Genomic DNA, 24,545 nt, shown 5'->3' with positions numbered 1-24,545 from the left:
TGTATGATGGTGTTTTTGAGGTGCTCCAGTGGCTTCTGTTTCTATCAGCTGTCCCTCCTGTTCAGCTACTGACGGGGTGGTGCGTAACGGCAAAAGCACCGCCGGACATCAGCGCTATCTCTGCTCTCACTGCCGTAAAACATGGCAACTGCAGTTCACTTACACCGCTTCTCAACCCGGTACGCACCAGAAAATCATTGATATGGCCATGAATGGCGTTGGATGCCGGGCAACAGCCCGCATTATGGGCGTTGGCCTCAACACGATTTTACGTCACTTAAAAAACTCAGGCCGCAGTCGGTAACCTCGCGCATACAGCCGGGCAGTGACGTCATCGTCTGCGCGGAAATGGACGAACAGTGGGGCTATGTCGGGGCTAAATCGCGCCAGCGCTGGCTGTTTTACGCGTATGACAGTCTCCGGAAGACGGTTGTTGCGCACGTATTCGGTGAACGCACTATGGCGACGCTGGGGCGTCTTATGAGCCTGCTGTCACCCTTTGACGTGGTGATATGGATGACGGATGGCTGGCCGCTGTATGAATCCCGCCTGAAGGGAAAGCTGCACGTAATCAGCAAGCGATATACGCAGCGAATTGAGCGGCATAACCTGAATCTGAGGCAGCACCTGGCACGGCTGGGACGGAAGTCGCTGTCGTTCTCAAAATCGGTGGAGCTGCATGACAAAGTCATCGGGCATTATCTGAACATAAAACACTATCAATAAGTTGGAGTCATTACCTGTTTGAAGTACCGTTCCTGCTGGTGGGCTGCTTTAAATATATTACCAGCCAGTTTGAAGTGCGTTTTTCAGCGACGATTTATCTGGTCTGTTTCTGCTTCTTTAAGCAACTGGCGATGATTTTTATGTCTGTACTGGCGGGCAATATGTATGAAAGCATCGGTTTCCAGGGCGCTTATCTGGTGCTGGGTCTGGTGGCGCTGGGCTTCACCTTAATTTCCGTGTTCACGCTTAGCGGCCCCGGCCCGCTTTCCCTGCTGCGTCGTCAGGTGAATGAAGTCGCTTAAGCAATCAATGTCGGATGCGGCGCGAGCGCCTTATCCGACCAACATATCATAACGGAGTGATCGCATTGAACATGCCAATGACCGAAAGAATAAGAGCAGGCAAGCTATTTACCGATATGTGCGAAGGCTTACCGGAAAAAAGACTTCGTGGGAAAACGTTAATGTATGAGTTTAATCACTCGCATCCATCAGAAGTTGAAAAAAGAGAAAGCCTGATTAAAGAAATGTTTGCCACGGTAGGGGAAAACGCCTGGGTAGAACCGCCTGTCTATTTCTCTTACGGTTCCAACATCCATATAGGCCGCAATTTTTATGCAAATTTCAATTTAACCATTGTCGATGACTACACGGTAACAATCGGTGATAACGTACTGATTGCACCCAACGTTACTCTTTCCGTTACGGGACACCCTGTACACCATGAATTGAGAAAAAACGGCGAGATGTACTCTTTTCCGATAACGATTGGCAATAACGTCTGGATCGGAAGTCATGTGGTTATTAATCCAGGCGTCACCATCGGGGATAATTCTGTTATTGGCGCGGGTAGTATCGTCACAAAAGACATTCCACCAAACGTCGTGGCGGCTGGCGTTCCTTGTCGGGTTATTCGCGAAATAAACGACCGGGATAAGCACTATTATTTCAAAGATTATAAAGTTGAATCGTCAGTTTAAATTATAAAAATTGCCTGATACGCTGCGCTTATCAGGCCTACAAGTTCAGCGATCTACATTAGCCGCATCCGGCATGAACAAAGCGCAGGAACAAGCGTCGCATCATGCCTCTTTGACCCACAGCTGCGGAAAACGTACTGGTGCAAAACGCAGGGTTATGATCATCAGCCCAACGACGCACAGCGCATGAAATGCCCAGTCCATCAGGTAATTGCCGCTGATACTACGCAGCACGCCAGAAAACCACGGGGCAAGCCCGGCGATGATAAAACCGATTCCCTGCATAAACGCCACCAGCTTGCCAGCAATAGCCGGTTGCACAGAGTGATCGAGCGCCAGCAGCAAACAGAGCGGAAACGCGCCGCCCAGACCTAACCCACACACCATCGCCCACAATACCGGCAATTGCATCGGCAGCCAGATAAAGCCGCAGAACCCCACCAGTTGTAACACCAGCGCCAGCATTAACAGTTTGCGCCGATCCTGATGGCGAGCCATAGCAGGCATCAGCAAAGCTCCTGCGGCTTGCCCAAGCGTCATCAATGCCAGTAAGGAACCGCTGTACTGCGCGCTGGCACCAATCTCAATATAGAAAGCGGGTAACCAGGCAATCAGGCTGGCGTAACCGCCGTTAATCAGACCGAAGTAAACACCCAGCGTCCACGCGCGGGGAGTGAATACCACGCGAACCGGAGTGGTTGTTGTCTTGTGGGAAGAGGCGACCTCGCGGGCGCTTTGCCACCACCAGGCAAAGAGCGCAACAACGGCAGGCAGCGCCCACCAGGCGAGTGTTTGATACCAGGTTTCGCTATGTTGAACTAACCAGGGCGTTATGGCGGCACCAAGCCCACCGCCGCCCATCAGAGCCGCGGACCACAGCCCCATCACCAGTGGCGTGCGCTGCTGAAACCGCCGTTTAATCACCGAAGGCATCACCGCCTGAATGATGCCGATCCCCACCCCACCAAGCAGTGCGCTGCTAAGCAGCAGCGCACTTTGCGGGTAAAGCTCACGCATCAATGCACCGACGGCAATCAGCAACAGACTGATGGCGACACTGCGACGTTCGCTGACATGCTGATGAAGCCAGCTTCCGGCCAGCGCCAGCCCGCCCATGGTAACCACCGGCAGAGCGGTCAACAGGGCAGCCACGCTAAAGCTCATTCCGCTCGCCTGGCGCAATTGCGGTAGCAGTGGCCCGACGGAGGTGAGCAGTGGTCGCATATTAAGACCAATCAGCACCAGTACCAGCAGCATCGTGAACGTCTTTTGATGGTTGCGCATGGCTGTCAGAACGGTTTGGTCGGCAGATATTTACCATCTAAGGTGATGACCGCACGTTCGCCACCTTCCGGGTCCGCCACTTTCTTAACGTCGAGTTTGAAGTTAATCGCGCTAATAATGCCATCGCCAAATTTCTCATGAACCAACGCTTTCAGGGTTGTACCGTACACCTGCAACATTTCATAGAAACGATACATCGTTGGGTCAGTTGGAATACGGTCATCAATGCAGCCACGCAGTGGAATCATCTGCAACAGTAGAATGGAGTCTTCGTCGAGATCCAGCTTCGCCCCGACCAGGCGGGCGGCGTCGGCAGGAAGCGCCTGCTGACCCAGCAAAGCCGCGGTTACAAAGGCTTCTGCCAGACCGGTGCCGTCGGCAATCTCGGCAAATGAGAGATCTTTTTTAGCTTTGCTGAGCAAAATGGCATCGGCAAGATCAAGACGAATATTGCGGTTAATTTGTGACTGAATCATGGTGGAACTCCTGATGGTTTAAAAATAAGGTTACGCTGCGGTCGGTTGGCGTAGCGGTATGGCACAAACGCGAGGATTAGCGGCCAGTGGCACAAACTGGCGGGTTGCGCCGTCAAAAGCTGCGATGCTGCCGCTTTCAATGTCGTAGACCCAGCCGTGCAGGGCGATCCGCCCCTCTTCGAGCGCCAGGCGCACCGATGGATGAGTTTGCAAATTAGCCAACTGAGCAATGACGTTTTCACGTACCATCGCCGCAGCTTTTGACGGTAAATCGGAATGCGGGCGCGCCTCATTAACGACGCGGGCTGAATCGGCATAACGCAGCCAGTGGGAGACGGCAGGCATATGGTCCATGCACTGACAGCTGGCAATGGCGGTCATCGCGCCACAGTTGGAATGACCACAAATCACAATGTCAGATACCCGAAGCGCAGCGACGGCATACTCCACCGAAGCAGAAACGCCACCGGGTTCCGGCCCGTAGGAAGGGACGATATTGCCCGCGTTGCGAATAACGAACAGATCGCCAGGCTCACGTTGCGTCACCAGCTCAGGGACCAGACGGCTGTCGGAGCAGGAGATAAAAAGTGTGCGCGGGCTTTGCTGTGTCGCCAGCTGTTTAAACAAGGCTTCCCGCTTCGGAAATGCCTCGCGCTGGAATTTAAGGAATCCATCAATAATCTCTTTCACCGTTAACCTCTGTCTGTCTCTGGAATGAGAGGCAGACTACTCGCCGATTGTCATAAGGTAAAAGTCTCATTTATGATGAGTTCCATTGGATTTACTTATAGGTTGCGAATGCTCTCTCGACATATCAATTATTTTCTTGCCGTGGCTGAACATGGCAGCTTCACCCGTGCCGCCAGTGCGTTGCACGTCTCCCAACCTGCGCTTTCCCAGCAGATTCGCCAGTTAGAGGAGAGTTTAGGCGTGCCGCTGTTTGACCGTAGCGGGCGAACGATTCGTCTCACTGATGCAGGAGAAGTCTGGCGACAGTACGCCAGCCGGGCGTTACAGGAACTGGGGGCGGGTAAACGGGCGATTCATGATGTTGCCGATCTGACGCGAGGATCGCTGCGTATCGCCGTCACCCCCACCTTTACGAGCTACTTTATCGGCCCCTTAATGGCGGATTTCTATGCGCGCTATCCCAGCATCACGCTCCAGCTACAGGAAATGTCGCAGGAGAAAATCGAGGATATGCTTTGCCGCGACGAGTTGGACGTTGGGATTGCCTTCGCGCCTGTGCATTCGCCGGAGCTGGAGGCAATTCCTTTACTGACAGAAAGTTTAGCGTTAGTCGTGGCGCAACATCATCCGCTGGCCGTCCATGAACAGGTGGCGTTGAGTCGCTTGCATGATGAAAAACTGGTCCTGCTCAGCGCGGAATTTGCCACCAGAGAGCAAATTGACCACTACTGCGAGAAAGCGGGGCTACATCCCATAAGCGCTAACTTAAGGGTTGAACCATCTGAAGAATGCGACGCCTCGGTGCCTCGTTAAGACGATGCCTCGCGTTCTTCAATTGCGTTTTGTAGGCTGTCAGGGATACTGTCCCACGAATGGCCACCTGTAAGCTCCAGATGACCATTTTTGTTATTCTCCACAACGAGTTAGTTCTTCTTTTCGGATCCGGCACTTCTGGGGGGGAAATCCAGCGATGGCTGGATTATGTCGTCAATTAAAAATGCGGCGAGTAGATTAGCAAATATCCACGCTTTCGCGAGTTCAGGTTCCTTTGCACGCAAAGCATCCAGGTGCAGCAAACTTTTGAGCCGCTTAAAAGCCAGTTCAATTTGCCATCGCAGACGGTAACAATCAGCCACTTGCTCTGCTGAATATTCATCTTCCGGTAATGATGTTAGCAATAGCACATGGCCCGCTGCTTCCAGCGTTTCCGCCTGAACTACTCGTCCTTTTCGACGATTCTCGCTGAGCAGTCGGGTTTTACTGATTAATGCTTTTTCGGGAGGAAGTGATACGGCAATGAGACGTGCCGGAAAGGGAGCTCCGGCTTTTTTATTACCTGAATTGCCTATCATTACAGTGGTTTCACCGTTCTTACCGCAATCCAGCCCGCGCAGAAAACCCATCATGTCAAAGCGCATTCCTTCTGCAGTTAACCAGCGCAATCCTCGCCAGTGAACCCGGACGATATAATCAGCTTCTCCAAAAGCAAGTGAGCGGATACATTCGGGACGCGAACCGAATCCCCGGTCAGCAATGCGTATCTCGTCTGCCGTTTGCGCAAATCGGTCCAGCCGTTCAGCGTCTCTGCTGTCGGTTAGCTCAAAATCAGTGAACTGACAGGTATGAGGATCATATCCCATATGTAGTCGCCATTCAGCGCTGCCGCCCCCGGGCGCACTGATTGCTGTTCCATCGACAAGACGCAATCTCTTTCCGCTTGTACAACCCGTAACTGCGGCGCGTACAGCAAGTGTTTGTGCGGCAAGTATGCCAAACCAGTCGGCGGCATTCCGCAGCCGCTTCAGGAGAGCCACGTCAGATAATGTTGCAACGTCATGGAGCTGAGCCCATGCAGTGACTTCACGTAATGACATCCCCCCGGGGCCGTAAGCCAGCCCCAGACGTAGCAGAGTTGCAGCATCACGAATTTCGCGGCGGCGGGTTAGAGCCCCGGCATTACGTGCCGAAGTATCCAGTTCTTCGGGCTTACCAATATGGGCCAGAATTGCTGACCAGTTATCGTGAGAGTAATTCATCGGCACGTTAAATCATATCAGGCGTAATACCACAACCCTTAAGTTAGCGCTTATGGGCTACATCCACAGGTGGTCATTGAGGCGAACTCAATTAGCGCGGTTCTGGAGCTGATTCGCCGCACTTCCCTTTCCACATTGTTACCAGCAGCGATTGCCACACAACATGACGGGCTTAAAGCTATTTCTCTTGCCCCGCCACTACTGGAGAGAACGGCGGTTTTGTTGCGGCGGAAAAATAGCTGGCAGACAGCCGCCGCGAAGGCATTTTTGCACATGGCGTTGGATAAATGCGCGGTTGTTGGCGGAAATGAATCACGGTAGCCGCTGACACAGGTCTGCGGCTGGAATTGCCTGATGCGCTACGCTTATCAGGCCTACGAGTTCAGTGCTCTACGTAGGCCGGATAAGGCGTTCACGCCGCATCCGGCATAAACTACAGCTGGCAGACAGCCGCTGCGAAGGCATTTTTGCACATGGCGTTGGAGGAATGCGCGGTTGTTGGCGGGAATGAATCACGGTAGCCGCTGACACAGATCAGCGGCTGGAATTGCCTGATGCGCTACGCTTATCAGGCCTACGAGTTCAGTGCTCTACGTAGGCCGGATAAGGCGTTCACGCCGCATCCGGCATAAACTAAGCTCGCTGTAACCCAGTCGTTCAACGTTTGTAATCGATGGCTTCTGGCTGCTCCAGATATACGGTGGTTTGTGCCGGTTGTGTGCTGGCAATCACCTTGCCGCCACGTACCGAATAACGTACCGGAACCTGACGGCGCAGCGCATCAAACCCATTTTCAGCCGGCAGGATAATCAGGTTGGCGCTGTTTCCGGCGGCAATGCCGTAATCCTGCAAATTCAACGTCCTTGCGCTGTGGTGGGTGATTAAATTCAGGCCATCGTTAATCTGCCCGTAGCCCATCAACTGGCAAACATGCAGCCCCATATGCAGCACTTGCAGCATATTCGCCGTTCCCAGCGGATACCACGGATCGAAGACATCATCGTGACCAAAGCAGACGTTAATGCCGGACTCCAGCATCTCTTTAACGCGCGTGATGCCGCGACGTTTTGGATACGTATCGAAACGTCCTTGCAGATGAATATTGACCAGCGGGTTGGCGACAAAGTTAATACCGGACATTTTCAGCAAGCGGAACAGGCGTGAGGTATACGCCCCGTTATAGGAGTGCATTGCCGTGGTGTGGCTGGCGGTGACTCGCGCGCCCATGCCTTCATGGTGCGCCAGGGCAGCAACGGTTTCGACAAAGCGCGACTGCTCGTCATCGATCTCATCACAGTGAACGTCGATGAGACGGTCGTATTTTTGCGCCAGGGCGAAGGTTTTATGCAGCGACTCCACGCCGTATTCACGGGTAAATTCAAAATGCGGAATCGCCCCCACTACATCTGCCCCTAAGCGTAACGCCTCTTCCAGCAACGCTTCACCGTTGGGATACGACAAAATCCCTTCCTGAGGGAAGGCGACGATTTGCAGATCAATCCACGGCGCGACTTCCTGCTTCACTTCCAGCATTGCTTTCAGCGCAGTTAGCGTTGCATCCGAAACATCGACATGGGTACGCACATGCTGAATGCCGTTGGCAATCTGCCATTTCAGCGTTTGCCATGCGCGTTGTTTCACATCGTCATGGGTTAATAACGCTTTGCGCTCGGCCCAGCGTTCAATGCCTTCAAACAGCGTGCCGGACTGATTCCAGTTCGGTTGTCCGGCGGTTTGCGTGGTGTCCAGGTGAATATGTGGCTCCACAAACGGCGGTATAACTAAACCTTGTTCGGCATCCAGGCTGTTTTCAGTTATGGGCATCACGCCGGATTGCGCATCAATGGCGCTGATTTTTCCGTCCTGCAGATGAATCTGCCACAGCCCCTCTTCGCCTGGTAACCGGGCGTTAATAATTGTTTGTAAAGCGTTATTCGACACTGTTAGCCTCCACATGCGTCATTGCTGCTGTCGTTTTACGATTCAAAATCGGGTTAAGGATCAGATAGCTCAGCGCGCCACCTAATACCGCGTTGACCGGAACAATTCCCGGTAACCAGTGGCCTGCAGCAATCCCCAAGGCGACCGCCAGAATCGCCACCCAATTGACACTCATCATACGCGTGGTCGCAAAGTGCTCATAGCGGCGACGGTTCATCAGATAGTCGGCGATGATCACGCCACCCACTGGAGGAATAGCTGCCGAAAGGAAGGTCAACCAGCCGACAAAATTGTTATACAGCCATAATGCGCAGACCGTACCGATAATACCGTTGATTACCGAAAGGGTTTTGCTCGACATCCCGGTAATGTTGGCGAAACCTAAACCCGACGCATAGAGTGCGTTATCGTTGGTGGTCCAGATATTCAGCCCCAGCACCACAATCGCAGGCAGCAGCAGGCCCTGAGCAATCATCACATCAGAGATATCCGCCATGCCCAGTGCCGCAGCGCCCGCTGCACCGAAAATAAACATCAACGAGTTGCCGAGGAAAAAGGCCACCATCGCCACCAGCACCGCCAGTTTGGCATTGCGACCAAACCGGACAAAGTCAGCGGTGAGCGTACCCGCACTGATAAATGACCCCACAACCAGCGCCAGCGCGACATTGAAATCTAACGGTTGTGCGGGAACGACCGCTTTTAATGCGTCCAGGCCGCCCATGCCGTTAACAGCCAGCCACACGGAATAACCGCCCAGGCAGGCGATAGCCGGAACCGCAATCACCGAAAGAACCGTCAGCGCCGAAATGCCAAAAAAGACGGTGACGGTCATCAGTAAACCGGAAACGGCAATCAGCAAATTAATATCCAGCCCGGTTGCCTTACCCACCGGAATGGCAAACATCGCCACACCGACGCCAAACCAGCCAACCTGAGTTCCGCCCAGTAGCAGTGAAGGCAGCCATGAGCCTTTAACACCAAACGAGAAGCGAGCAAGAAGATGAGTGGTCAGGCCGGTTTTTGCGCCAATGTAACCGAGAAATGAAGTGTAAATACCGAGGAGAAGATTACCGATGAGAACTGCGAGGAAGAAATCATGATAGCTAAGACCGGTTCCGAGAGTGCCGCCGGTCCACATACTGGCGGAAAAGAAGGTTAATCCCAGCATGACGAACGTCAATGCCAATACCCCTTTCCGCGCCGACTGCGGGACTGGCCCCTGGCTAAAGTTGTTATCTTGCGACACGAAATTCCCCCTTTTTGCTGTTTGAAACCCAAAAAATCCGCCGCATTCTATTCATCTGAAGATAAAAAGCAATCGTTTTCGTGGGGAAATATATTTTTTATATGAATGAGTGCAAAAAGGTGGGGGAAAAATTATCGGTGTAAAAACAGTGGGTAGGCCTGATAAGACGCGTCAGCGTCGCATCAGGCATCTGAGCATGGTGTCGGATGCGACGCGAGCGCCTTATCCGACCTACGGTTCAGGTCCGTAGGCATGATAAAACGCGTCAGCGTCGCATCAGGCATCGGCACACAGTGCCGGATGCACCGCGCGACGCATCCGACAATAACCTACTCTTCCATCGCCTGGCGGATCTGATCCAACGACGCAGGATCATCAATGGTCGTCAGATCTCCAGGATCGCGTCCTTCGCAAATCGCCTGGATCGTGCGGCGCAGCATTTTTCCGGATCGCGTTTTTGGCAATTGCGAGACAAACCAGACGTGCGCCGGGCGGCCAAAGTTGCCAATCTGGCTGTCCACCAGCGCCATAATCGCCTTCTCTTGCGAGTGCGCCACATCACGATCTTCCAGACTGTCGCTCTCTTTCGGAATGACAAACGCCACCGCCACCTGCCCTTTCAGCGCATCTTTCACCCCAACCACCGCCACTTCGGCAACGCCCGGATGGCTGGAGATACTCTCTTCAATCTCGCGCGTCCCCAGCCGATGCCCGGCAACGTTAATTACATCGTCAGTGCGCCCGAGAATAAAGTGATAACCGTCAGCGTCACGGATGCCCCAGTCAAAGGTGGCGTACACCGGGCGGGAAAACAGCGACCAGTAAGTCTTCACAAAGCGGCCGTCGTCGCCCCAGATGGTCTGAATACACCCCGGCGGCAGCGGCCCTTCCACCACCAGCATCCCTTTCTCGTTGACGCCACACGGTTCGCCGGTGACTTCATTAAGCAACTGCACGTTATAGCCATACATCGGCACACCGGGGCTTCCCAGACGCGTCGGCCTGTCGTCCAGACCGCGAGCAATCGCCATAATCGGCCAGCCGGATTCGGTCTGCCAGTAGTTGTCGATGACCGGCACATCCAGCGTATTGCTCACCCAACTGGCGGTCGGCTCGTCCAGCGGTTCTCCAGCCAGATAGAGCACTTCCAGCGACGAGAGATCGTGTTTGCGAATTTCAGCGGTAGGGAATTTTTTCAGCACGCGAATGGCGGTCGGCGCTGAGAACATCCGGCTAACCTGATATTTCTCGACGATTGTCCACCACACGCCGCAGTCCGGCCAGGTCGGCAATCCTTCGTAAACGATAGTCGCCATCCCCGCCAGCAGCGGCGCGTAAACGATATACGAATGCCCCACCACCCAGCCGATATCCGATGCGCAAAAGAACACGCTGCCCGCTTTGCCGCCAAAAATGGTGTCCATCGAGGTCGCCAGCGCCACCGCATATCCGCCGACGTCACGCTGCACGCCTTTAGGTTTGCCGGTCGTGCCGGAAGTGTAGAGAATGCAGGAGGTTTCGTTGGATTCCAGCCACGCCACCGGTACCCGCGCGCCGATGTGTTGATGGCGCAACGACGCGAAATCGACATCCCGCCCGCTGACGCGCGCCATTTTCGCCAGCCCGCGATCCACCAGCAAAACATGGCGTGGCTGGTGCTGCGCCTGACTTATCGCATCGTCGAGCAATTTTTTATAGGGAATGATTTTGCCACCGCGCGCTCCGGCATCAGCCGAGACAATCAGCACCGGTTTAGCGTCATCAATTCGCGCCGCCACGCTGTGCGAGGCAAATCCACCAAACACCACCGAGTGAATAGCGCCAATGCGCGCGCAGGCCAGCAGAGTAATATGCGCTTCGGCAATCATCGGCATATACACCAGCACCCGATCGCCGCGCTGCACACCCAATGAACGCAACATTGAGGCCACCGCGTTCACTTCGTCATGCAGCTGACGAAAGGTAAAGGTGCGCTCTTCTTCTGTTTCCGAAGAGACGGCAATCAGCGCCAGCGCCTCTGGCTGTTTCTCCAGCCAGCGGTCGATGGCGTTGTGGCACAAGTTGGTTCGGCCTTCACAAAACCAACGGGCAAACGGCGGATTGCTGTGATCGAGCGTTTGCGTAAAGGGCGTCTGCCAGTCAATACGCCGGGCCTGCTCGGCCCAGAACTGCTCCGGTTCGTTAATCGAACGCTGATAAAATTCGCTAAAAGACATAATGCTCTCCTGTTGAACTTACGCCTTACCGCCGTTTACTTAAATGACGTACAGGTCGAGATACTCATTGACCGGCATCTGTTCCAGGCGAGCTCTGTCGAGAGAAACCTCCAGAATGCGCTGCTGTTGGCGAGTCGGGAACTGGCGCGCGAGATTGATTTTGAATTTATCGACCAGTTTCGGAATACCATCCTGACGGCGGCGAGCATGACCAATGGGGTACTCCACCACCACTTCTTCAAATCGTGTGCCGTCGGTGAACTCAAGGGTAATGGCATTGGCGATGGCGCGTTTTTCCGGGTCGTGGTAGTCAGCGGTAAATGCCGGATCTTCAAAGCAATTGATCTTCTCGCGCAGGGCGTCAATGCGTTTATCTTGCGCAACGTTGTCCTCGTAATCTGCCGCCGTTAAGCGCCCGAATAGCAGCGGGATCGCCACCATGTACTGAATGCAGTGATCGCGGTCTGCCGGGTTATTGAGCGGCCCTTTTTTGTCGATGATGCGAATACAGGCTTCGTGGGTGCGAATGGTCACTTTTTCGATATCCGCCGCCGTTTTGCCTGCTGCCTGCATCTGTTCATAGAGCGTCATCGCTGCTTCAACTGCCGTCTGGGAGTGGAACTCCGCCGGGAAGGAGATTTTGAACAGCACATTTTCCATAACGTAGGAACCGTACGGGCGCTGGAAGCGGAACGATTCACCTTTAAAGGAGACGTCGTAGAAGCCCCACACCGGCGCAGTCAGGGCTGACGGGTAACCCATTTCGCCCGTTTTCGCCATCAGTGCCAGACGTACCGCGCGGGAAGTGGCATCGCCCGCCGCCCAGGATTTACGCGTGCCGGTGTTCGGCGCATGGCGATAGGTGCGCAGCGACTGACCGTCCACCCACGCCAGCGAAACGGCGTTGAGAATTTCCTCGCGGGTCAGGCCGAGCATTTCGGCGACCACGGCGGTGGAAGCCACTTTCACTAACAGAACGTGGTCGAGGCCGACGCGGTTAAAGGAGTTTTCCAGCGCGATGCAGCCCTGAATTTCATGGGCTTTGATCATTGCGGTCAGCACCTGTTTCATGGTCAACGGCGCTTTGCCGCTGGCGACCGCGTTGCGCGAAAGCCAGTCCGCCGTTGCCAGAATGCCGCCGAGGTTGTCGGAAGGATGGCCCCACTCCGCCGCCAGCCAGGTATCGTTGAAATCGAGCCAGCGGATCATCGCGCCGATGTTAAATGCCGCCTGGACGGGGTCGAGCTGGAACTGAGTTCCGGGGACGCGCACGCCGTTGGGTACGACGGTGCCGGGAACAATTGGCCCCAGCAGTTTTTTACAGGCCGGGTATTCGAGAGCTTCCAGACCGCAGCCGAGCGTGTCGAGCAGGCAGTAATGTGCGGTGTCGTAGGCCACTTTAGAGCTGATTTCGTAGTTCATGACGTAATCGACGATATCAACGATTTCACGATCAAATTCCGGGCGGATGTTGTTGATTTGAGCTGACATTGGGTACGTTTCCTTATTGTTATTCGTAGAGGTTTACTGGCGCTTATCCAGCGCGACAAACGGGCGGTCTTCCGGTCCAACATAATTGGCGGAAGGACGGATAATTTTGTTGTCCTGACGTTGTTCGATAATGTGCGCCGCCCAGCCGGTGACGCGGGCGATAACAAACAGTGGTGTGAACATCTCGGTGGGAACGCCCATCATGTTGTAGGAAACAGCAGAGAACCAGTCGAGATTGGGGAACATCTTTTTGCTCTCCCACATCACCGTTTCCAGGCGATCGGCGATGTTGTACATCTTCAGCGAGCCGCCTTCCTGCGAGAGCTGCTTCGCCACACGTTTAATCACCTGGTGGCGCGGGTCAGCGATGGTGTAAACCGGATGACCAAAACCAATGACCACTTCTTTGTTTTCCACGCGCTTGCGGATATCTGCTTCGGCTTCGTCCGGCGTTTCGTAGCGTTGCTGGATCTCCAGCGACACTTCATTCGCCCCGCCGTGTTTTGGCCCGCGCAGTGCGCCAATCGCGCCAATAATCGCGGAATACATATCAGAGCCGGTGCCCGCAATCACCCGACTGGTAAAGGTGGAGGCGTTAAACTCGTGTTCGGCGTACAGCACCAGCGAGATATGCATCGCCTTTTCCCAGCTTTGCGATGGCTTTTCGCCGTGCAGCAGATGCAGGAAGTGACCGCCGATGGAGTCGTCATCGGTTTCCGGTTGGATGCGTTCGCCGTTGTGGCTGTAGTGATACCAATAAAGGAGAATCGAGCTAAGCGACGCCAGCAGTTTGTCGGCAATATCCCGCGCGCCAGAGACGGTATGCCCCTCTTTTTCTGGCAGCGTGCAGCCGAGCGCGGAAACACCGGTGCGCATAACATCCATCGGGTGCGACGCCGCCGGTAAGGCTTCCAGCACGGTACGCACGTTAGCCGGTAAACCGCGCAGGGCTTTCAGTTTCGTTTTGTAAGCGGCGAGTTCGTCACGGGTCGGCAGTTTGCCGTGGATCAGCAGATGCGCCACTTCTTCAAATTCGCAATGTTTCGCCAGATCAAGAATATCGTAGCCGCGGTAATGCAGGTCATTGCCACTTTTACCCACGGTGCAGAGCGCCGTATTGCCCGCCGGAACGCCAGAAAGTGCCACAGATTTTTTCGGTTTAATGACATGGGTACTGTTTTGCAGGATCGTTGTGTCGCTCATGTTGTCCTCGTCATTGTTATCATTTGTAGGGTCGAGATTGTTGTCGGATGCGACGCTATGCGTCTTATCCGACCTACAGTTCAGTTCACCCCGTAGGCCTGATAAGTCGCGTCAGCGGCGCATCAGGCATCGGTTGTCGGATGCGACGCTATGCGTCTTATCCGACCTACAGTTCAGTGCACCCCGTAGGCCTGATAAGTCGCGTCAGCGGCGCATCAGGCATCGGTTGTCGGATGCGACGCTATGCGTCTTATCCGACCTACAGTTCAGTGCACCCCGTAGGCCTGATAAGTCACGTCAGCGGCGCATCAGGCATCGGTTGTCGGATGCGACGCCATCCGTCTTATCCGACCTACAGTTCAGTGCACCTCGTAGGCCTGATAAGTCGCGTCAGCGACGCATCAGGCATCGGCTGTCGAATACAATCAACGGGCGTTTTTTATTTCACCTGGCTACGGGCAAACAGGTTGTCGAGCTTCTCTTCGTACTGGTAGTAGTTGATGCTTTCGTACAGCTCGTTGCGGGTCTGCATGGTGTCGATGACGCTTTTCTGCGTGCCTTCCTGGCGCAGGACGTTGTAGACATGTTCAGCGGCGCGGTTCATGGCGCGGAACGCTGAAAGTGGGTACAGCGCCATTGCGACATGGGCGCTGCGTAATTCGTCGGTGGTAAACAGCGGCGTGGCACCAAATTCGGTGATGTTGGCGAGGATCGGCACCTGCACCGCATCGGCAAACTGGCGGTACATGGCGAGTTCGGTAATCGCCTCCGGGAACAACATCTCGGCACCCGCTTCAACATAGGCCTGCGCACGCTCGATCGCCGCATCCAGCCCCTCTACCGCCAGAGCATCGGTGCGCGCCATGATCACAAAATCAGGATCGGTTTTCGCATCCACCGCCGCGCGGATCCGATCCACCATCTCTTCTTTCGAGACGATCGCTTTATTCGGACGATGACCGCAGCGTTTCGCACCAACCTGATCTTCAATATGCAATCCTGCCGCACCGGCTTTAATCATCGATTTCACGGTGCGCGCCACGTTAAAGGCCGAAGAACCAAAACCGATATCCGCATCCACCAGCAGCGGCAGCGAACAAACGTCGGTGATACGGCGAATGTCGGTCAGCACATCATCAAGGGTAGAAATACCGAGATCGGGCAGCCCCAGCGAACCTGCCGCCACGCCACCGCCAGAAAGATAAATTGCCTGATATCCGGCACGCTGCGCCAACAGCGCATGATTAGCGTTGATGGTGCCAACAATCTGCAATGGATTTTCTTTAGTCAGTGCAGCGCGAAACGCTTTACCTGGAGAGTGTAGAGACATAGCCCATCCTTTGTTATCAACTTGTTATTTGCGTTGATAAAGACAAAGCAAGGGGTGTGCCACAATTGCCTTAATAAAATTAAATGTTTAATTTCAATTTGTTAGAGATAAAGTCATGAACTAATCCGCAAATATGCGTTTCAGTTAACGTTTCAGGCAATGTTTCACCGCGTTTCATTGCAACAATTATGAAACAAGACTAAACCCAATATTCGGTTTCTTAACTTTGCGGTGCGCTATGGCACATCCACCACGGCTTAATGACGACAAACCGGTTATCTGGACGGTATCTGTAACGCGCCTGTTCGAGCTGTTTCGCGATATCAGCCTCGAGTTTGATCACCTGGCGAACATTACCCCTATTCAGCTTGGCTTTGAAAAAGCAGTGACCTACATCCGCAAGAAACTGGCAAACGAACGCTGTGACGCCATCATCGCGGCTGGCTCTAACGGCGCGTACCTGAAAAGCCGCCTGTCAGTGCCAGTTATTTTGATTAAACCGAGCGGCTACGATGTGTTACAGGCACTGGCAAAAGCCGGAAAACTCACCTCTTCTATCGGCGTTGTCACCTATCAGGAAACCATTCCAGCGCTGGTGGCGTTTCAAAAAACCTTTAATTTGCGCCTCGACCAACGTAGCTACATTACCGAGGAAGACGCACGCGGGCAGATTAACGAGCTAAAAGCTAACGGCACCGAAGCGGTGGTCGGCGCAGGGCTGATTACCGATTTGGCAGAAGAAGCCGGAATGACCGGAATTTTTATCTATTCCGCCGCCACCGTGCGCCAGGCGTTCAGCGATGCGCTGGATATGACGCGCATGTCGTTACGCCATAACACTCACGATGCCACCCGCAACGCCCTGCGTACTCGTTACGTGCTGGGCGATATGCTCGGTCAATCACCACAGATGGAACAAGTACGGCAGACTATTTTGCTGTATGCCCGCTCCAGTGCGGCGGTGTTGATTGAGGGGGAAACGGGGACGGGCAAAGAGCTGGCGGCCCAGGCGATTCATCGGGAATATTTTGCCCGCCACGATGCGCGACAGGGCAAAAAGTCGCATCCGTTTGTTGCCGTCAACTGCGGGGCGATTGCCGAATCGCTGCTGGAAGCAGAACTGTTTGGCTATGAGGAAGGGGCGTTTACCGGCTCGCGACGCGGAGGTCGCGCCGGGCTGTTCGAAATTGCCCACGGCGGTACGCTGTTTCTGGATGAGATTGGCGAAATGCCGCTACCTTTGCAGACCCGGCTGCTGCGGGTGCTGGAAGAAAAAGAGGTCACCCGCGTCGGCGGGCATCAGCCTGTTCCGGTAGATGTACGGGTCATTAGCGCCACTCACTGCAATCTGGAAGAAGATATGCAGCAAGGACGTTTTCGCCGTGATCTGTTTTATCGGCTGAGTATTTTGCGTCTGCAATTGCCACCACTGCGCGAGCGGGTGGCGGATATTCTTCCGCTGGCGGAAAGCTTTTTGAAAGTGTCTCTGGCGGCGCTCTCCGCCCCATTTTCTGCTGCATTACGCCAGGGGTTACAGGCAAGTGAAACTGTGCTGCTGCACTACGACTGGCCAGGCAATATTCGTGAACTGCGCAATATGATGGAACGACTGGCGCTGTTTTTAAGTGTGGAACCGACGCCGGATTTAACGCCGCAGTTTATGCAACTGCTACTGCCGGAACTGGCGCGCGAGTCGGCGAAAACTCCCGCTCCACGCTTACTGACACCACAACAGGCACTGGAGAAATTTAATGGCGATAAAACAGCAGCGGCGAATTATTTAGGCATCAGCCGGACGACGTTCTGGCGGCGGCTGAAAAGCTGAACTGCCGAATGCAGCGCGAACGCTTTATCCGGCATAAATTTCAATAGATGATCACCGATAAACTTACGCATCGGAGATGTTTACATAGGATTCAGAATTACTTCTTCTTATAAATATTTGCCGTGCCGTGGATCTTATTGTCAGTTTGACCGGAGGTCAGTACCAACACATCAGCCCCTTTTTCATCCGCTTTTTTGATCAAATCTTCTTTTGCATCTGCAGTCGACATTTCATTGCTGGTTGAAATATCACCTATTTTTTCATACTGCGATTCAACTTTTTCAAATTCCGCTTTGGTCATCAATTCAGCGGCATAGACATTGGTAACGGCTAACGCTAACGCACCGACTAACATTTTAGAGATTATTTTCATATTACGGCTCCAGAGTTGTTATCACACTATCACCCACCCACATTATTGGGTTGATTAATAATTAGTTCAGTCAGGGCATAAACGCCAGTAACCGGAAATAAGACACTTTGTGATCTCTCTCGCACCCGATTATTTTTGGTAGAAATATGATGCAGTTAGTTCACTTATTTATGGATGAAATCACTATGGATCCTTTGCATGCCGTTTACCTGACCGTAGGACTGTTCGTGATTACTTTTTTTAATCCGGGAGCCAATCTCTTTGTGGTAGTACAAACCAGCCTGGCTTCCGGTCGACGCGCAGGGGTGCTGACCGGGCTGGGCGTGGCGCTGGGCGATGCATTTTATTCCGGGTTGGGTTTGTTTGGTCTTGCAACGCTAATTACGCAGTGTGAGGAGATTTTTTCGCTTATCAGAATCGTCGGCGGCGCTTATCTCTTATGGTTTGCGTGGTGCAGCATGCGCCGCCAGTCAACACCGCAAATGAGCACACTACAACAACCGATTAGCGCCCCCTGGTATGTCTTTTTTCGCCGCGGATTAATTACCGATCTCTCTAACCCGCAAACCGTTTTATTTTTTATCAGTATTTTCTCAGTAACATTAAATGCCGAAACACCAACATGGGCACGTTTAATGGCCTGGGCGGGGATTGTGCTCGCATCAATTATCTGGCGAGTTTTTCTTAGTCAGGCGTTTTCTTTGCCCGCTGTGCGTCGTGCTTATGGGCGTATGCAACGCGTTGCCAGTCGGGTTATTGGTGCAATTATTGGTGTATTCGCGCTACGCCTGATTTACGAAGGGGTGACGCAGCGGTGAGCAGATAATTTACTCTCTACGTAATCAACCTGATTTGCCGAATCACGGCCATCGGCGATGATAGCCCCCGTAATGCGTGGTCCTTATTTCCGATAAGTTTACTTGAGTCTTTAGCTTCCCATTTCAGCCCACTCTCCCCTGTGTGGGCTTTTTTCATTGGTCTGCCCCATCCTGAATAGCCAAACAATGGCAATGTTCCACTTTGCAGGGATGATAATAAGGGGATCTGATTCAGAAGAGTTTTGAAAAGTTGGACCGCCATCGAGGCCTCGAACCCCGTACCATACAACAATCCTGGTTGTCGTCTGCTCTTCCTGATGAGCTAATGGCGGTTTTTGATATGAGCCTTACAGCATATTTTCTGTCAGGCTTGAGTGCGATGCGTAAGATACAGAAAAGACCCCACACAAACATGATGGAATTATGATTTTTTTCATATGAATGTCAACCAACACATTCACAAAACATCTGCATGAGATCATTTTTTATACACCGCATGGCTGCGAAACCACTACTGGTGCTTTTTTAAGCGAAGTGTCGCCGATCACAACAAAATATCGGCGAAAAAAGAGATGGAATGCCAGTTGGCATACAGATATACAGATGAAATGATTACCTGCATTGCGATTCACTCTCAGGTGGAATAACAACTTGCAGGTGGAACCCTTTCTGAACTAAAGAGTGTAGCGGATTTTAACGTGCTTATTTACAGGATAATATCTGTCACCTAATTCCTGCACTCTATTAGATATCCATTCATTTAATCGCGCATCATCTCTGTATGTTTTTACGTCCAGAACAGAGAGCAATAACATCACCAGTGATTCAGGAAAAACAGGGTAGATATTTTTTAAGTGTAATAATAATCCATGCGCAAGCGCCTGCTTAATGGGCGCGTCTGTCTCCGGAATAGACGACATTTCGCGAAGCCATTTTTCCACATGCATACACTCTTTCCCTTTAGGGAAAATTCTCAGCAAAGGCATATGGTATTCAAGAAGAATACATTTGCAATCTGTTCGCACTGAATCGATAAACTGCACTAATTTCTTAAGCCCGGTAAAGCGTCCAGCCTGCACGTTTGCTTTAATATCAAGAAACGCATCATCCTGGTCATATACCCAAACTGTCCCTTTTTGATTTTCAAGTATGTGAAAAACAAACTTAACCGGGTGATCAGGGTAATCCATCCAGTCATAAAATCCAGGGAAATCATTAAACTGCACATTTATGGTGAGTGCGTTATCGTCTGACCACTCACAGTCTCGTACGGCAGCCATGAGATGAATGAGTTTGTCGTCATCGACTAAATCATCACGACAATCATAAGGATAATCATAATATTGTTTAATCAAAACCTTGAATATATCGACACAGGAAACCAGGGAGCTTTTGATATCCTCTGGTAACTGATTGTTTTTAACCGTATTAAGTATGCTTTGTTGCGTATATGGCATCAAATTATTGTGCGGAGCTTTTAATGATATCATCGCGATCTCTCTTAAATAAAAATAAACGTCGCAGATAATAAAGCTCTGATTAAACCAGGCACTATCAGAAATCGCTCATAACTAACGTGTGAAGTATTGTGTACTGGAGGGCGTTAATTTAACAATTTAAATTTACGTTATAGGTTTTACTGCTACTTTGATATTATTTCGCTCTCCTTAACTAAAAAGTTAAGTGGAGAGCGAAGTTAATATGTTAAACCACAGGGTATTTATTAATTTTTTCAGTCTGTTAGTGTGCGATTATCGATAACAAAACGATATTTCACATCACCGCGCAGCATTCGCTCATAGGCTTCATTAATTTGATCGGCCCGAATCATCTCTATATCAGCCACGATGCCATGTTCGGCGCAAAAATCGAGCATCTCCTGAGTTTCTGGAATGCCGCCAATCATAGAACCGGCTATCGCACGGCGTTTCATGATCAGGTTGAAAACTTCCGGCGATTTATGCGGTGTCGCAGGCGCACCAACCAGCGTCATGGTGCCATCACGCTTCAGCAAGGTGGTAAAATCGTCGAGATTATGTGGCGCAGCTACTGTATTCAAAATGAAATCGAAACTCTTCAGATGAGCCGCCATCTCATCGGCATTGCGTGAGTTAACAACTTCATCGGCCCCCAGGGCTTTTGCCGCTTCGCGTTTTGCCTCAGAAGTGGTAAATGCCACCACATGTGCCCCCATCGCGTGGGCCAGCTTAATCCCCATATGTCCCAGACCGCCGATGCCGACCACGCCCACTTTTTTACCCGGCCCGGCCTGCCAGTGACGTAGCGGCGAATACGTGGTGATCCCTGCACACAACAAAGGAGCCACCGCCGCCAGCTGCTCTTGCGGGTGACGAATACGCAGAACATATCGCTCATGAACGACGATCTGTTGTGAGTAGCCGCCCAGAGTATGGCCCGGTTCGTCCGGCGTCGGCGAGTTATAGGTGCCGGTCATGTGATCACAGTAGTTTTCCAACCCGTCTTCACACTCTTCGCAATGTTTACAACTGTCGACAATGCAGCCGACACCGACCAGATCGCCCGGCGCATATTTTTCTACCTGATCACCAACGGCTACCACACGCCCCACAATTTCATGACCCGGCACGCAGGGGTAAACCGTCCCCGCCCACTCGGAACGGACCTGGTGGAGATCGGAATGGCAAACGCCACAGTAAGCGATTTCGATTTTGACATCATTCGGTCCCGGTTCACGCCGGGTGATATCCATCGGTTCAAGTGGTTGTTTAGCGGAATATGCACCAACAGCTTTGATCTTCATTGTGTTTACTCCTGATTAGCTATGTGTATTTGGCAACGCCTGATATGTCATCGCGGCAAAACGCGTCCATTGAATATAGCCAATATTTAAACCACCCGATCCAGCCCCAACATGCCGCGAGCCTGAATGAAACAGAGCAGCAACGTTCCCCATAAGGCGAGCGCCTGTAAGTGTGATATTTGCTATCTGTAAAAGACTAAAATCGGCAAAACTGATGATCTTTTCACGTAGACAAATAGTTATCTACACAACGTCAATAAGGGCATATTCCTCAAAGATAATGTCCATTTCTGCCGACACACTCATATTCAGATTGCCCCACTCCCTGGGGCTTAAATCTCTTACTATTCACCGTTGCAGGCGTTTCAAATGCGCATCAACCTGCCACACTCCCCCACACCAGTTGCCCTTTATGGAACGTTGCGGTTCTCGGCGAGATACGCGCCACCGCCTCGGCGGAACAGGAGGCGTCCACCAGCACAAAGCTGGCGTCATCCTGCGCTTTTGGCCATACACGCTCGCCTTTTTCATTCAGCGGCAATACATCGCCAGTGGCTAAAAACAGCGAGCGGGAGAGGTTCTGTTCGTTAGGACGAATATAGAGCTGCGCGTACAGATTGGCTTTTTCCAGCATGTCGCCCAGACCATAAGGCGACCAGTGGTCGATAACGCTGTCAGTGCCAGTCATCACTTTTACGCCTTTGTCGTGCAACTGTTTGAGCGGCATATGCAGCGTGCCAATCGGCACCGTCGAGGCGATAGAAATTTGTTGCACCACCATCCGGTTCGCCAGTTCATCTACCTGTTGCTCGTTGAGCGTTGCCAGCGCAAAGGCGTGACTGATGGTCAGCTTGCCCTTCAGCTGTGGCGTTTTCTCTACCGTTTCAACCATATAATTGATGGCTGCCACGCCTGCCGGAGTGGTTTCGTGCAGGTGAATATCGACGCCTTTGTCGTAGTCCAGCGCAATCTGGAACATGGTGTCGAGGGATTTTTCCATCGCGCCATCAACACTGGTCGGGTCCAGGCCGCCGACGTAATGCGCCCCCGCCTGCATCGCTTCACGCATTAAAGGTTCAGATTTCGACAGCAGCAAACCGTGCTGCGGGAAGGCGACGATTTCACACTCAAAGCCCGCCTGACGTCGCGCCAGCACCGCCTGCAAATTTTGCAGATTTTTCAGGCCGGAAACCGGTTCGATATTGCAGTGGCTGCGGGCAATGGTGGTGCCTTTCGACTGCAATAAATCAATCAGTTTTTCTGCCCGCTCCTGAGTGTACGGTTGCAGTTCCGGCAGCATTTTCTGCTCGAGTTTGATCATGTCCTGGATGGTGGTGCCTGCCGGACGATTGAGCGAGCGCCACGGCCCGCCGTAAAAGGTTTTGTCGAGATGAATATGCATGTCGCGGGTGGTGGGCAGCATCAGCTTACCGCCAGCGTCATAGTGCGGCAGCGTGGCGTCCGGATGCAGCTTGTTCTCGCGCAGGGCGACAATTTTGCCGTCCTGAATCTCCACGGTCTGGCGCGCCGTGCGGGTCTGCACCGCCACGCCATTTTCGTAGTCAAAACCGGTTTCCAGCAGCACGTTATCGAGATAGTAATGCGGGTCAGTGATTTTCATGGTGTTGTTCGCTTCGCAGTTTAGGGTGCCAGCTACCGCCGCATGGGCGAGCGGCACAGAGGTACCAAACAGCGCGGCGGCGATGACCATCTTACCGCTCTGGCTCAGAAATTCACGGCGGCTATTGCTTTCTTTCATCTTACGTCCTTACGTTTTAATAATATGAGTGCCCGTTTCGCCGCGCAGCGCCGCAGGCAGGCATTCCGGCGTGGTGATAATCACTTCTTTGCCGCCTTGTTCTAAAAATGTCAGGCTGGCGATGATTTTTGGCAACATGCTGCCGGGCGGGAAATGCCCTTCCTGCATATAGCGGGTCATGGTGGCAATATCCACCCGATCGAGCGCCTGCTGCTGCGGTTTGCCAAAGTGAATACACACTTTTTCGACGCCAGTGGTGATCACAAGAATGTCGGCGTGAATTTCACGGGCCAGCAGCGCGGTAGAGAGATCTTTGTCGATAACCGCGTCCACGCTTTGGTAATCTCCCGCGTCAGTACGCACTACCGGAATTCCACCGCCGCCCGCGCCAATTACGACAAAACCTTGTTGGATCAGCGCTTTAATGGCAGGTGCTTCGACAATACGTTTCGGTTCCGGCGAGGCGACCACGCGGCGATAGCCCCGCCCGGCATCTTCAACAAAACACCAGTCAGGGTTTGCCTTTTGTAATTCGTCACGCTGGCTGTCACTAAAGAATGCGCCGATGGGCTTGGTGGGATGGGCAAAACCTGGATCGTTTTTATCCACTTCCACCTGAGTCACCACGGTGACGGCTTTCTTCTCGCCGTGACGCGCCAGCCGGTTATTCAGCGCCTGTTGGATCAGATAGCCGATGCCGCCCTGCGTATCTGCCACACAGTTCGCCAGCGGCGTTAAGGGCAGCCCTTCGCGCTTGTGGGCAATCTCCGCACGGCGTAAATCCAGCCCGACCTGCGGCCCGTTGCCGTGGGTCAGCACAATGTCGTAATCGGAAGCCAGCATTTCCAGCACCGTATCGGCGACGGCTTTCACCGCCTCCGCCTGATGCTCAATCGACTGGCTGGCGTTATCTTTGATAATGCTGTTGCCACCAATGGCAACGACCACAAGCTCTTTCATGTTGTTATGTCCGCTACAGAGGGTGATGGGGTTATGACCAACGCCAGACTGCCTGATGCGCTACGCTTATCAGGCCTACAATTCTCGCGCCACTCGTAGGCCGGATAAGGCGTTCACGCCGCATCCGGCAATGGTGACAAATGCCTGATGCGCTACGCTTATCAGGCCTACAGATTCTCGCGCCACTCGTAGGCCGGATAAGGCGTCCACGCCGCATCCGGCAGTGGTGGCAAATGCCTGATGCGCTACGCTTATCAGGCCTACAGATTCTTGCGCCATTCGTAGGCCGGATAAGGCGTTCACGCCGCATCCGGCAATGGTGACAAATGCCTGATGCGCTACGCTTATCAGGCCTACAGATTCTTGCGCCATTCGTAGGCCGGATAAGGCGTTCACGCCGCATCCGG

General features: G+C 52.9%; 21 protein-coding genes and 6 pseudogenes. 8 read left to right on the top strand and 19 right to left on the bottom strand.

The features are described from left to right. The first annotated feature begins 28 nt into the window (after positions 1-28). The 3 genes and pseudogenes from KXD89_RS17175 to lacA all read left to right on the top strand — a co-directional run bounded on the left by KXD89_RS17175 (position 29) and on the right by lacA (position 1,705). Positions 29-726, top strand: a protein-coding gene (locus KXD89_RS17175; RefSeq protein ID WP_094096600.1) for an IS1-like element IS1A family transposase whose coding sequence is annotated in 2 segments (ribosomal slippage) — positions 29-278 and positions 278-726 — 699 coding nt in all. Because the reading frame shifts where the segments join, the coding sequence is not laid out codon by codon here. A gap of 11 nt (positions 727-737) precedes the next feature. Then, positions 738-1,028: pseudogene (locus KXD89_RS17170) on the top strand (MFS transporter); the annotation flags it as partial. 65 nt (positions 1,029-1,093) lie between these two features. Beyond that, entirely contained in the window at positions 1,094-1,705 is a 612-nt protein-coding gene (lacA, locus tag KXD89_RS17165) for a galactoside O-acetyltransferase (protein ID WP_001335915.1), read from the top strand. Positions 1,706-1,807: 102 nt separating this feature from the next. Here the strand turns inward: lacA and cynX are convergent, their stop codons facing one another. From cynX to cynT, 3 genes are read right to left on the bottom strand one after another with little or no spacing between them, the layout of a single operon-like run. Next, complete coding sequence (gene cynX, locus KXD89_RS17160) at positions 1,808-2,962, bottom strand: cyanate transporter CynX (RefSeq protein WP_000927953.1); 1,155 nt, start codon at positions 2,960-2,962, stop codon at positions 1,808-1,810. Positions 2,963-2,994: 32 nt separating this feature from the next. Then, on the bottom strand, positions 2,995-3,465 hold the full coding sequence (cynS, locus tag KXD89_RS17155) for a cyanase (protein WP_000616243.1): 471 nt from the start codon (positions 3,463-3,465) through the stop codon (positions 2,995-2,997). A 30-nt stretch (positions 3,466-3,495) separates the two neighbouring features. Then, complete coding sequence (cynT, locus tag KXD89_RS17150; RefSeq protein ID WP_000658652.1) at positions 3,496-4,155, bottom strand: carbonic anhydrase CynT; 660 nt, start codon at positions 4,153-4,155, stop codon at positions 3,496-3,498. A 108-nt stretch (positions 4,156-4,263) separates the two neighbouring features. Here cynT and cynR point away from each other — a divergent pair. After that, positions 4,264-4,908: pseudogene (gene cynR, locus KXD89_RS17145) on the top strand (transcriptional regulator CynR); the annotation flags it as partial. Between the two features lie 170 nt (positions 4,909-5,078). On the opposite strand, the gene KXD89_RS17140 reads toward cynR, so the two are convergent. Next, positions 5,079-6,191 (bottom strand): IS4-like element IS421 family transposase, encoded by a 1,113-nt coding sequence (locus KXD89_RS17140; protein WP_001300563.1) that lies wholly within the window; start codon positions 6,189-6,191, stop codon positions 5,079-5,081. Between the two features lie 54 nt (positions 6,192-6,245). On the opposite strand from KXD89_RS17140, the pseudogene KXD89_RS17135 reads away from it, so the two are divergent. After that, positions 6,246-6,512: pseudogene (locus tag KXD89_RS17135) on the top strand (LysR substrate-binding domain-containing protein); the annotation flags it as partial. A 27-nt stretch (positions 6,513-6,539) separates the two neighbouring features. Here the strand turns inward: KXD89_RS17135 and KXD89_RS22595 are convergent. Next, positions 6,540-6,619: pseudogene (locus KXD89_RS22595) on the bottom strand (hypothetical protein); the annotation flags it as partial. Between the two features lie 9 nt (positions 6,620-6,628). Between KXD89_RS22595 and KXD89_RS22590 the strand changes: the two are divergent. Further along, a pseudogene (locus KXD89_RS22590) lies at positions 6,629-6,712 on the top strand (hypothetical protein); the annotation flags it as partial. 136 nt (positions 6,713-6,848) lie between these two features. Here KXD89_RS22590 and codA read toward each other — a convergent pair. The 6 genes from codA to prpB form a co-directional block, all read right to left on the bottom strand. Further along, positions 6,849-8,132, bottom strand: a complete 1,284-nt coding sequence (codA, locus tag KXD89_RS17130) for a cytosine/isoguanine deaminase (protein WP_001301240.1) — start codon at positions 8,130-8,132, stop codon at positions 6,849-6,851. Then, complete coding sequence (codB, locus tag KXD89_RS17125) at positions 8,122-9,381, bottom strand: cytosine permease (RefSeq protein WP_000076233.1); 1,260 nt, start codon at positions 9,379-9,381, stop codon at positions 8,122-8,124. The genes codA and codB overlap by 11 nt, the downstream gene beginning before the upstream one ends. A gap of 329 nt (positions 9,382-9,710) precedes the next feature. Continuing rightward, positions 9,711-11,597: a propionate--CoA ligase gene (gene prpE, locus KXD89_RS17120; protein WP_000010288.1), complete on the bottom strand. Its 1,887-nt coding sequence runs from the start codon at positions 11,595-11,597 to the stop codon at positions 9,711-9,713. A 39-nt stretch (positions 11,598-11,636) separates the two neighbouring features. After that, the gene (gene prpD, locus KXD89_RS17115; RefSeq protein ID WP_001275859.1) at positions 11,637-13,088 is read right to left on the bottom strand and encodes a 2-methylcitrate dehydratase; all 1,452 of its coding nucleotides are present in this window, start codon (positions 13,086-13,088) and stop codon (positions 11,637-11,639) included. A gap of 33 nt (positions 13,089-13,121) precedes the next feature. Then, positions 13,122-14,291 (bottom strand): 2-methylcitrate synthase, encoded by a 1,170-nt coding sequence (gene prpC, locus KXD89_RS17110; RefSeq protein ID WP_001285927.1) that lies wholly within the window; start codon positions 14,289-14,291, stop codon positions 13,122-13,124. A 439-nt stretch (positions 14,292-14,730) separates the two neighbouring features. Next, on the bottom strand, positions 14,731-15,621 hold the full coding sequence (gene prpB / locus KXD89_RS17105; protein WP_000052206.1) for a methylisocitrate lyase: 891 nt from the start codon (positions 15,619-15,621) through the stop codon (positions 14,731-14,733). 238 nt (positions 15,622-15,859) lie between these two features. Here prpB and prpR point away from each other — a divergent pair, with 238 nt between their 5' ends. Then, entirely contained in the window at positions 15,860-17,446 is a 1,587-nt protein-coding gene (prpR, locus tag KXD89_RS17100) for a propionate catabolism operon regulatory protein PrpR (RefSeq protein WP_000941041.1), read from the top strand. A 97-nt stretch (positions 17,447-17,543) separates the two neighbouring features. Here the strand turns inward: prpR and yahO are convergent, their stop codons facing one another. Beyond that, positions 17,544-17,819 (bottom strand): DUF1471 family periplasmic protein YahO, encoded by a 276-nt coding sequence (gene yahO / locus KXD89_RS17095; RefSeq protein WP_000691956.1) that lies wholly within the window; start codon positions 17,817-17,819, stop codon positions 17,544-17,546. A 146-nt stretch (positions 17,820-17,965) separates the two neighbouring features. Between yahO and KXD89_RS17090 the strand changes: the two genes are divergently transcribed. After that, on the top strand, positions 17,966-18,637 hold the full coding sequence (locus KXD89_RS17090) for a LysE family transporter (RefSeq protein ID WP_000983410.1): 672 nt from the start codon (positions 17,966-17,968) through the stop codon (positions 18,635-18,637). Positions 18,638-18,653: 16 nt separating this feature from the next. Here the strand turns inward: KXD89_RS17090 and yahM are convergent, their stop codons facing one another. From yahM to yahH, 7 genes and pseudogenes are all read right to left on the bottom strand, one after another. Next, on the bottom strand, positions 18,654-18,899 hold the full coding sequence (gene yahM, locus KXD89_RS17085) for a protein YahM (RefSeq protein WP_000290616.1): 246 nt from the start codon (positions 18,897-18,899) through the stop codon (positions 18,654-18,656). 412 nt (positions 18,900-19,311) lie between these two features. Next, a complete protein-coding gene (yahL, locus tag KXD89_RS17080; protein WP_001301260.1) occupies positions 19,312-20,127 on the bottom strand; it encodes a protein YahL in 816 nt (271 codons plus the stop codon). A gap of 242 nt (positions 20,128-20,369) precedes the next feature. After that, positions 20,370-21,419 (bottom strand): NADPH-dependent aldehyde reductase YahK, encoded by a 1,050-nt coding sequence (yahK, locus tag KXD89_RS17075; protein WP_000692754.1) that lies wholly within the window; start codon positions 21,417-21,419, stop codon positions 20,370-20,372. Between the two features lie 86 nt (positions 21,420-21,505). After that, positions 21,506-21,580, bottom strand: a pseudogene (locus KXD89_RS22335) (hypothetical protein); the annotation flags it as partial. A gap of 215 nt (positions 21,581-21,795) precedes the next feature. Beyond that, positions 21,796-23,178 (bottom strand): amidohydrolase family protein, encoded by a 1,383-nt coding sequence (locus tag KXD89_RS17070; protein ID WP_001698048.1) that lies wholly within the window; start codon positions 23,176-23,178, stop codon positions 21,796-21,798. 9 nt (positions 23,179-23,187) lie between these two features. Continuing rightward, complete coding sequence (locus KXD89_RS17065) at positions 23,188-24,138, bottom strand: carbamate kinase family protein (protein WP_000661672.1); 951 nt, start codon at positions 24,136-24,138, stop codon at positions 23,188-23,190. A 75-nt stretch (positions 24,139-24,213) separates the two neighbouring features. Then, a complete protein-coding gene (gene yahH / locus KXD89_RS17060; protein WP_001360107.1) occupies positions 24,214-24,534 on the bottom strand; it encodes a protein YahH in 321 nt (106 codons plus the stop codon). Between the last annotated feature and the right edge of the window lie 11 nt (positions 24,535-24,545).

Origin of the sequence: Escherichia sp. TC-EC600-tetX4 (assembly GCF_019356055.1) — a bacterium.
GTDB lineage: Bacteria > Pseudomonadota > Gammaproteobacteria > Enterobacterales > Enterobacteriaceae.
Note: the sequence above shows the minus strand (reverse complement) of the source record. Positions and strands in the feature narration are given on the sequence as shown.

Coding starts and splice junctions, on each gene's coding strand:
- prpB (WP_000052206.1), bottom strand. CDS start 15,621: ATGTCTCTACACTCTCCAGGTAAAGCGTTTCGCGCTGCACTGACTAAA.
- yahK (WP_000692754.1), bottom strand. CDS start 21,419: ATGAAGATCAAAGCTGTTGGTGCATATTCCGCTAAACAACCACTTGAA.
- KXD89_RS17065 (WP_000661672.1), bottom strand. CDS start 24,138: ATGAAAGAGCTTGTGGTCGTTGCCATTGGTGGCAACAGCATTATCAAA.
- prpC (WP_001285927.1), bottom strand. CDS start 14,291: ATGAGCGACACAACGATCCTGCAAAACAGTACCCATGTCATTAAACCG.
- prpE (WP_000010288.1), bottom strand. CDS start 11,597: ATGTCTTTTAGCGAATTTTATCAGCGTTCGATTAACGAACCGGAGCAG.
- prpD (WP_001275859.1), bottom strand. CDS start 13,088: ATGTCAGCTCAAATCAACAACATCCGCCCGGAATTTGATCGTGAAATC.
- cynX (WP_000927953.1), bottom strand. CDS start 2,962: ATGCTGCTGGTACTGGTGCTGATTGGTCTTAATATGCGACCACTGCTC.
- prpR (WP_000941041.1), top strand. CDS start 15,860: ATGGCACATCCACCACGGCTTAATGACGACAAACCGGTTATCTGGACG.
- cynS (WP_000616243.1), bottom strand. CDS start 3,465: ATGATTCAGTCACAAATTAACCGCAATATTCGTCTTGATCTTGCCGAT.
- KXD89_RS17070 (WP_001698048.1), bottom strand. CDS start 23,178: ATGAAAGAAAGCAATAGCCGCCGTGAATTTCTGAGCCAGAGCGGTAAG.
- KXD89_RS17090 (WP_000983410.1), top strand. CDS start 17,966: ATGATGCAGTTAGTTCACTTATTTATGGATGAAATCACTATGGATCCT.
- yahM (WP_000290616.1), bottom strand. CDS start 18,899: ATGGCGGTCCAACTTTTCAAAACTCTTCTGAATCAGATCCCCTTATTA.
- yahL (WP_001301260.1), bottom strand. CDS start 20,127: ATGATATCATTAAAAGCTCCGCACAATAATTTGATGCCATATACGCAA.
- KXD89_RS17140 (WP_001300563.1), bottom strand. CDS start 6,191: ATGAATTACTCTCACGATAACTGGTCAGCAATTCTGGCCCATATTGGT.
- yahO (WP_000691956.1), bottom strand. CDS start 17,819: ATGAAAATAATCTCTAAAATGTTAGTCGGTGCGTTAGCGTTAGCCGTT.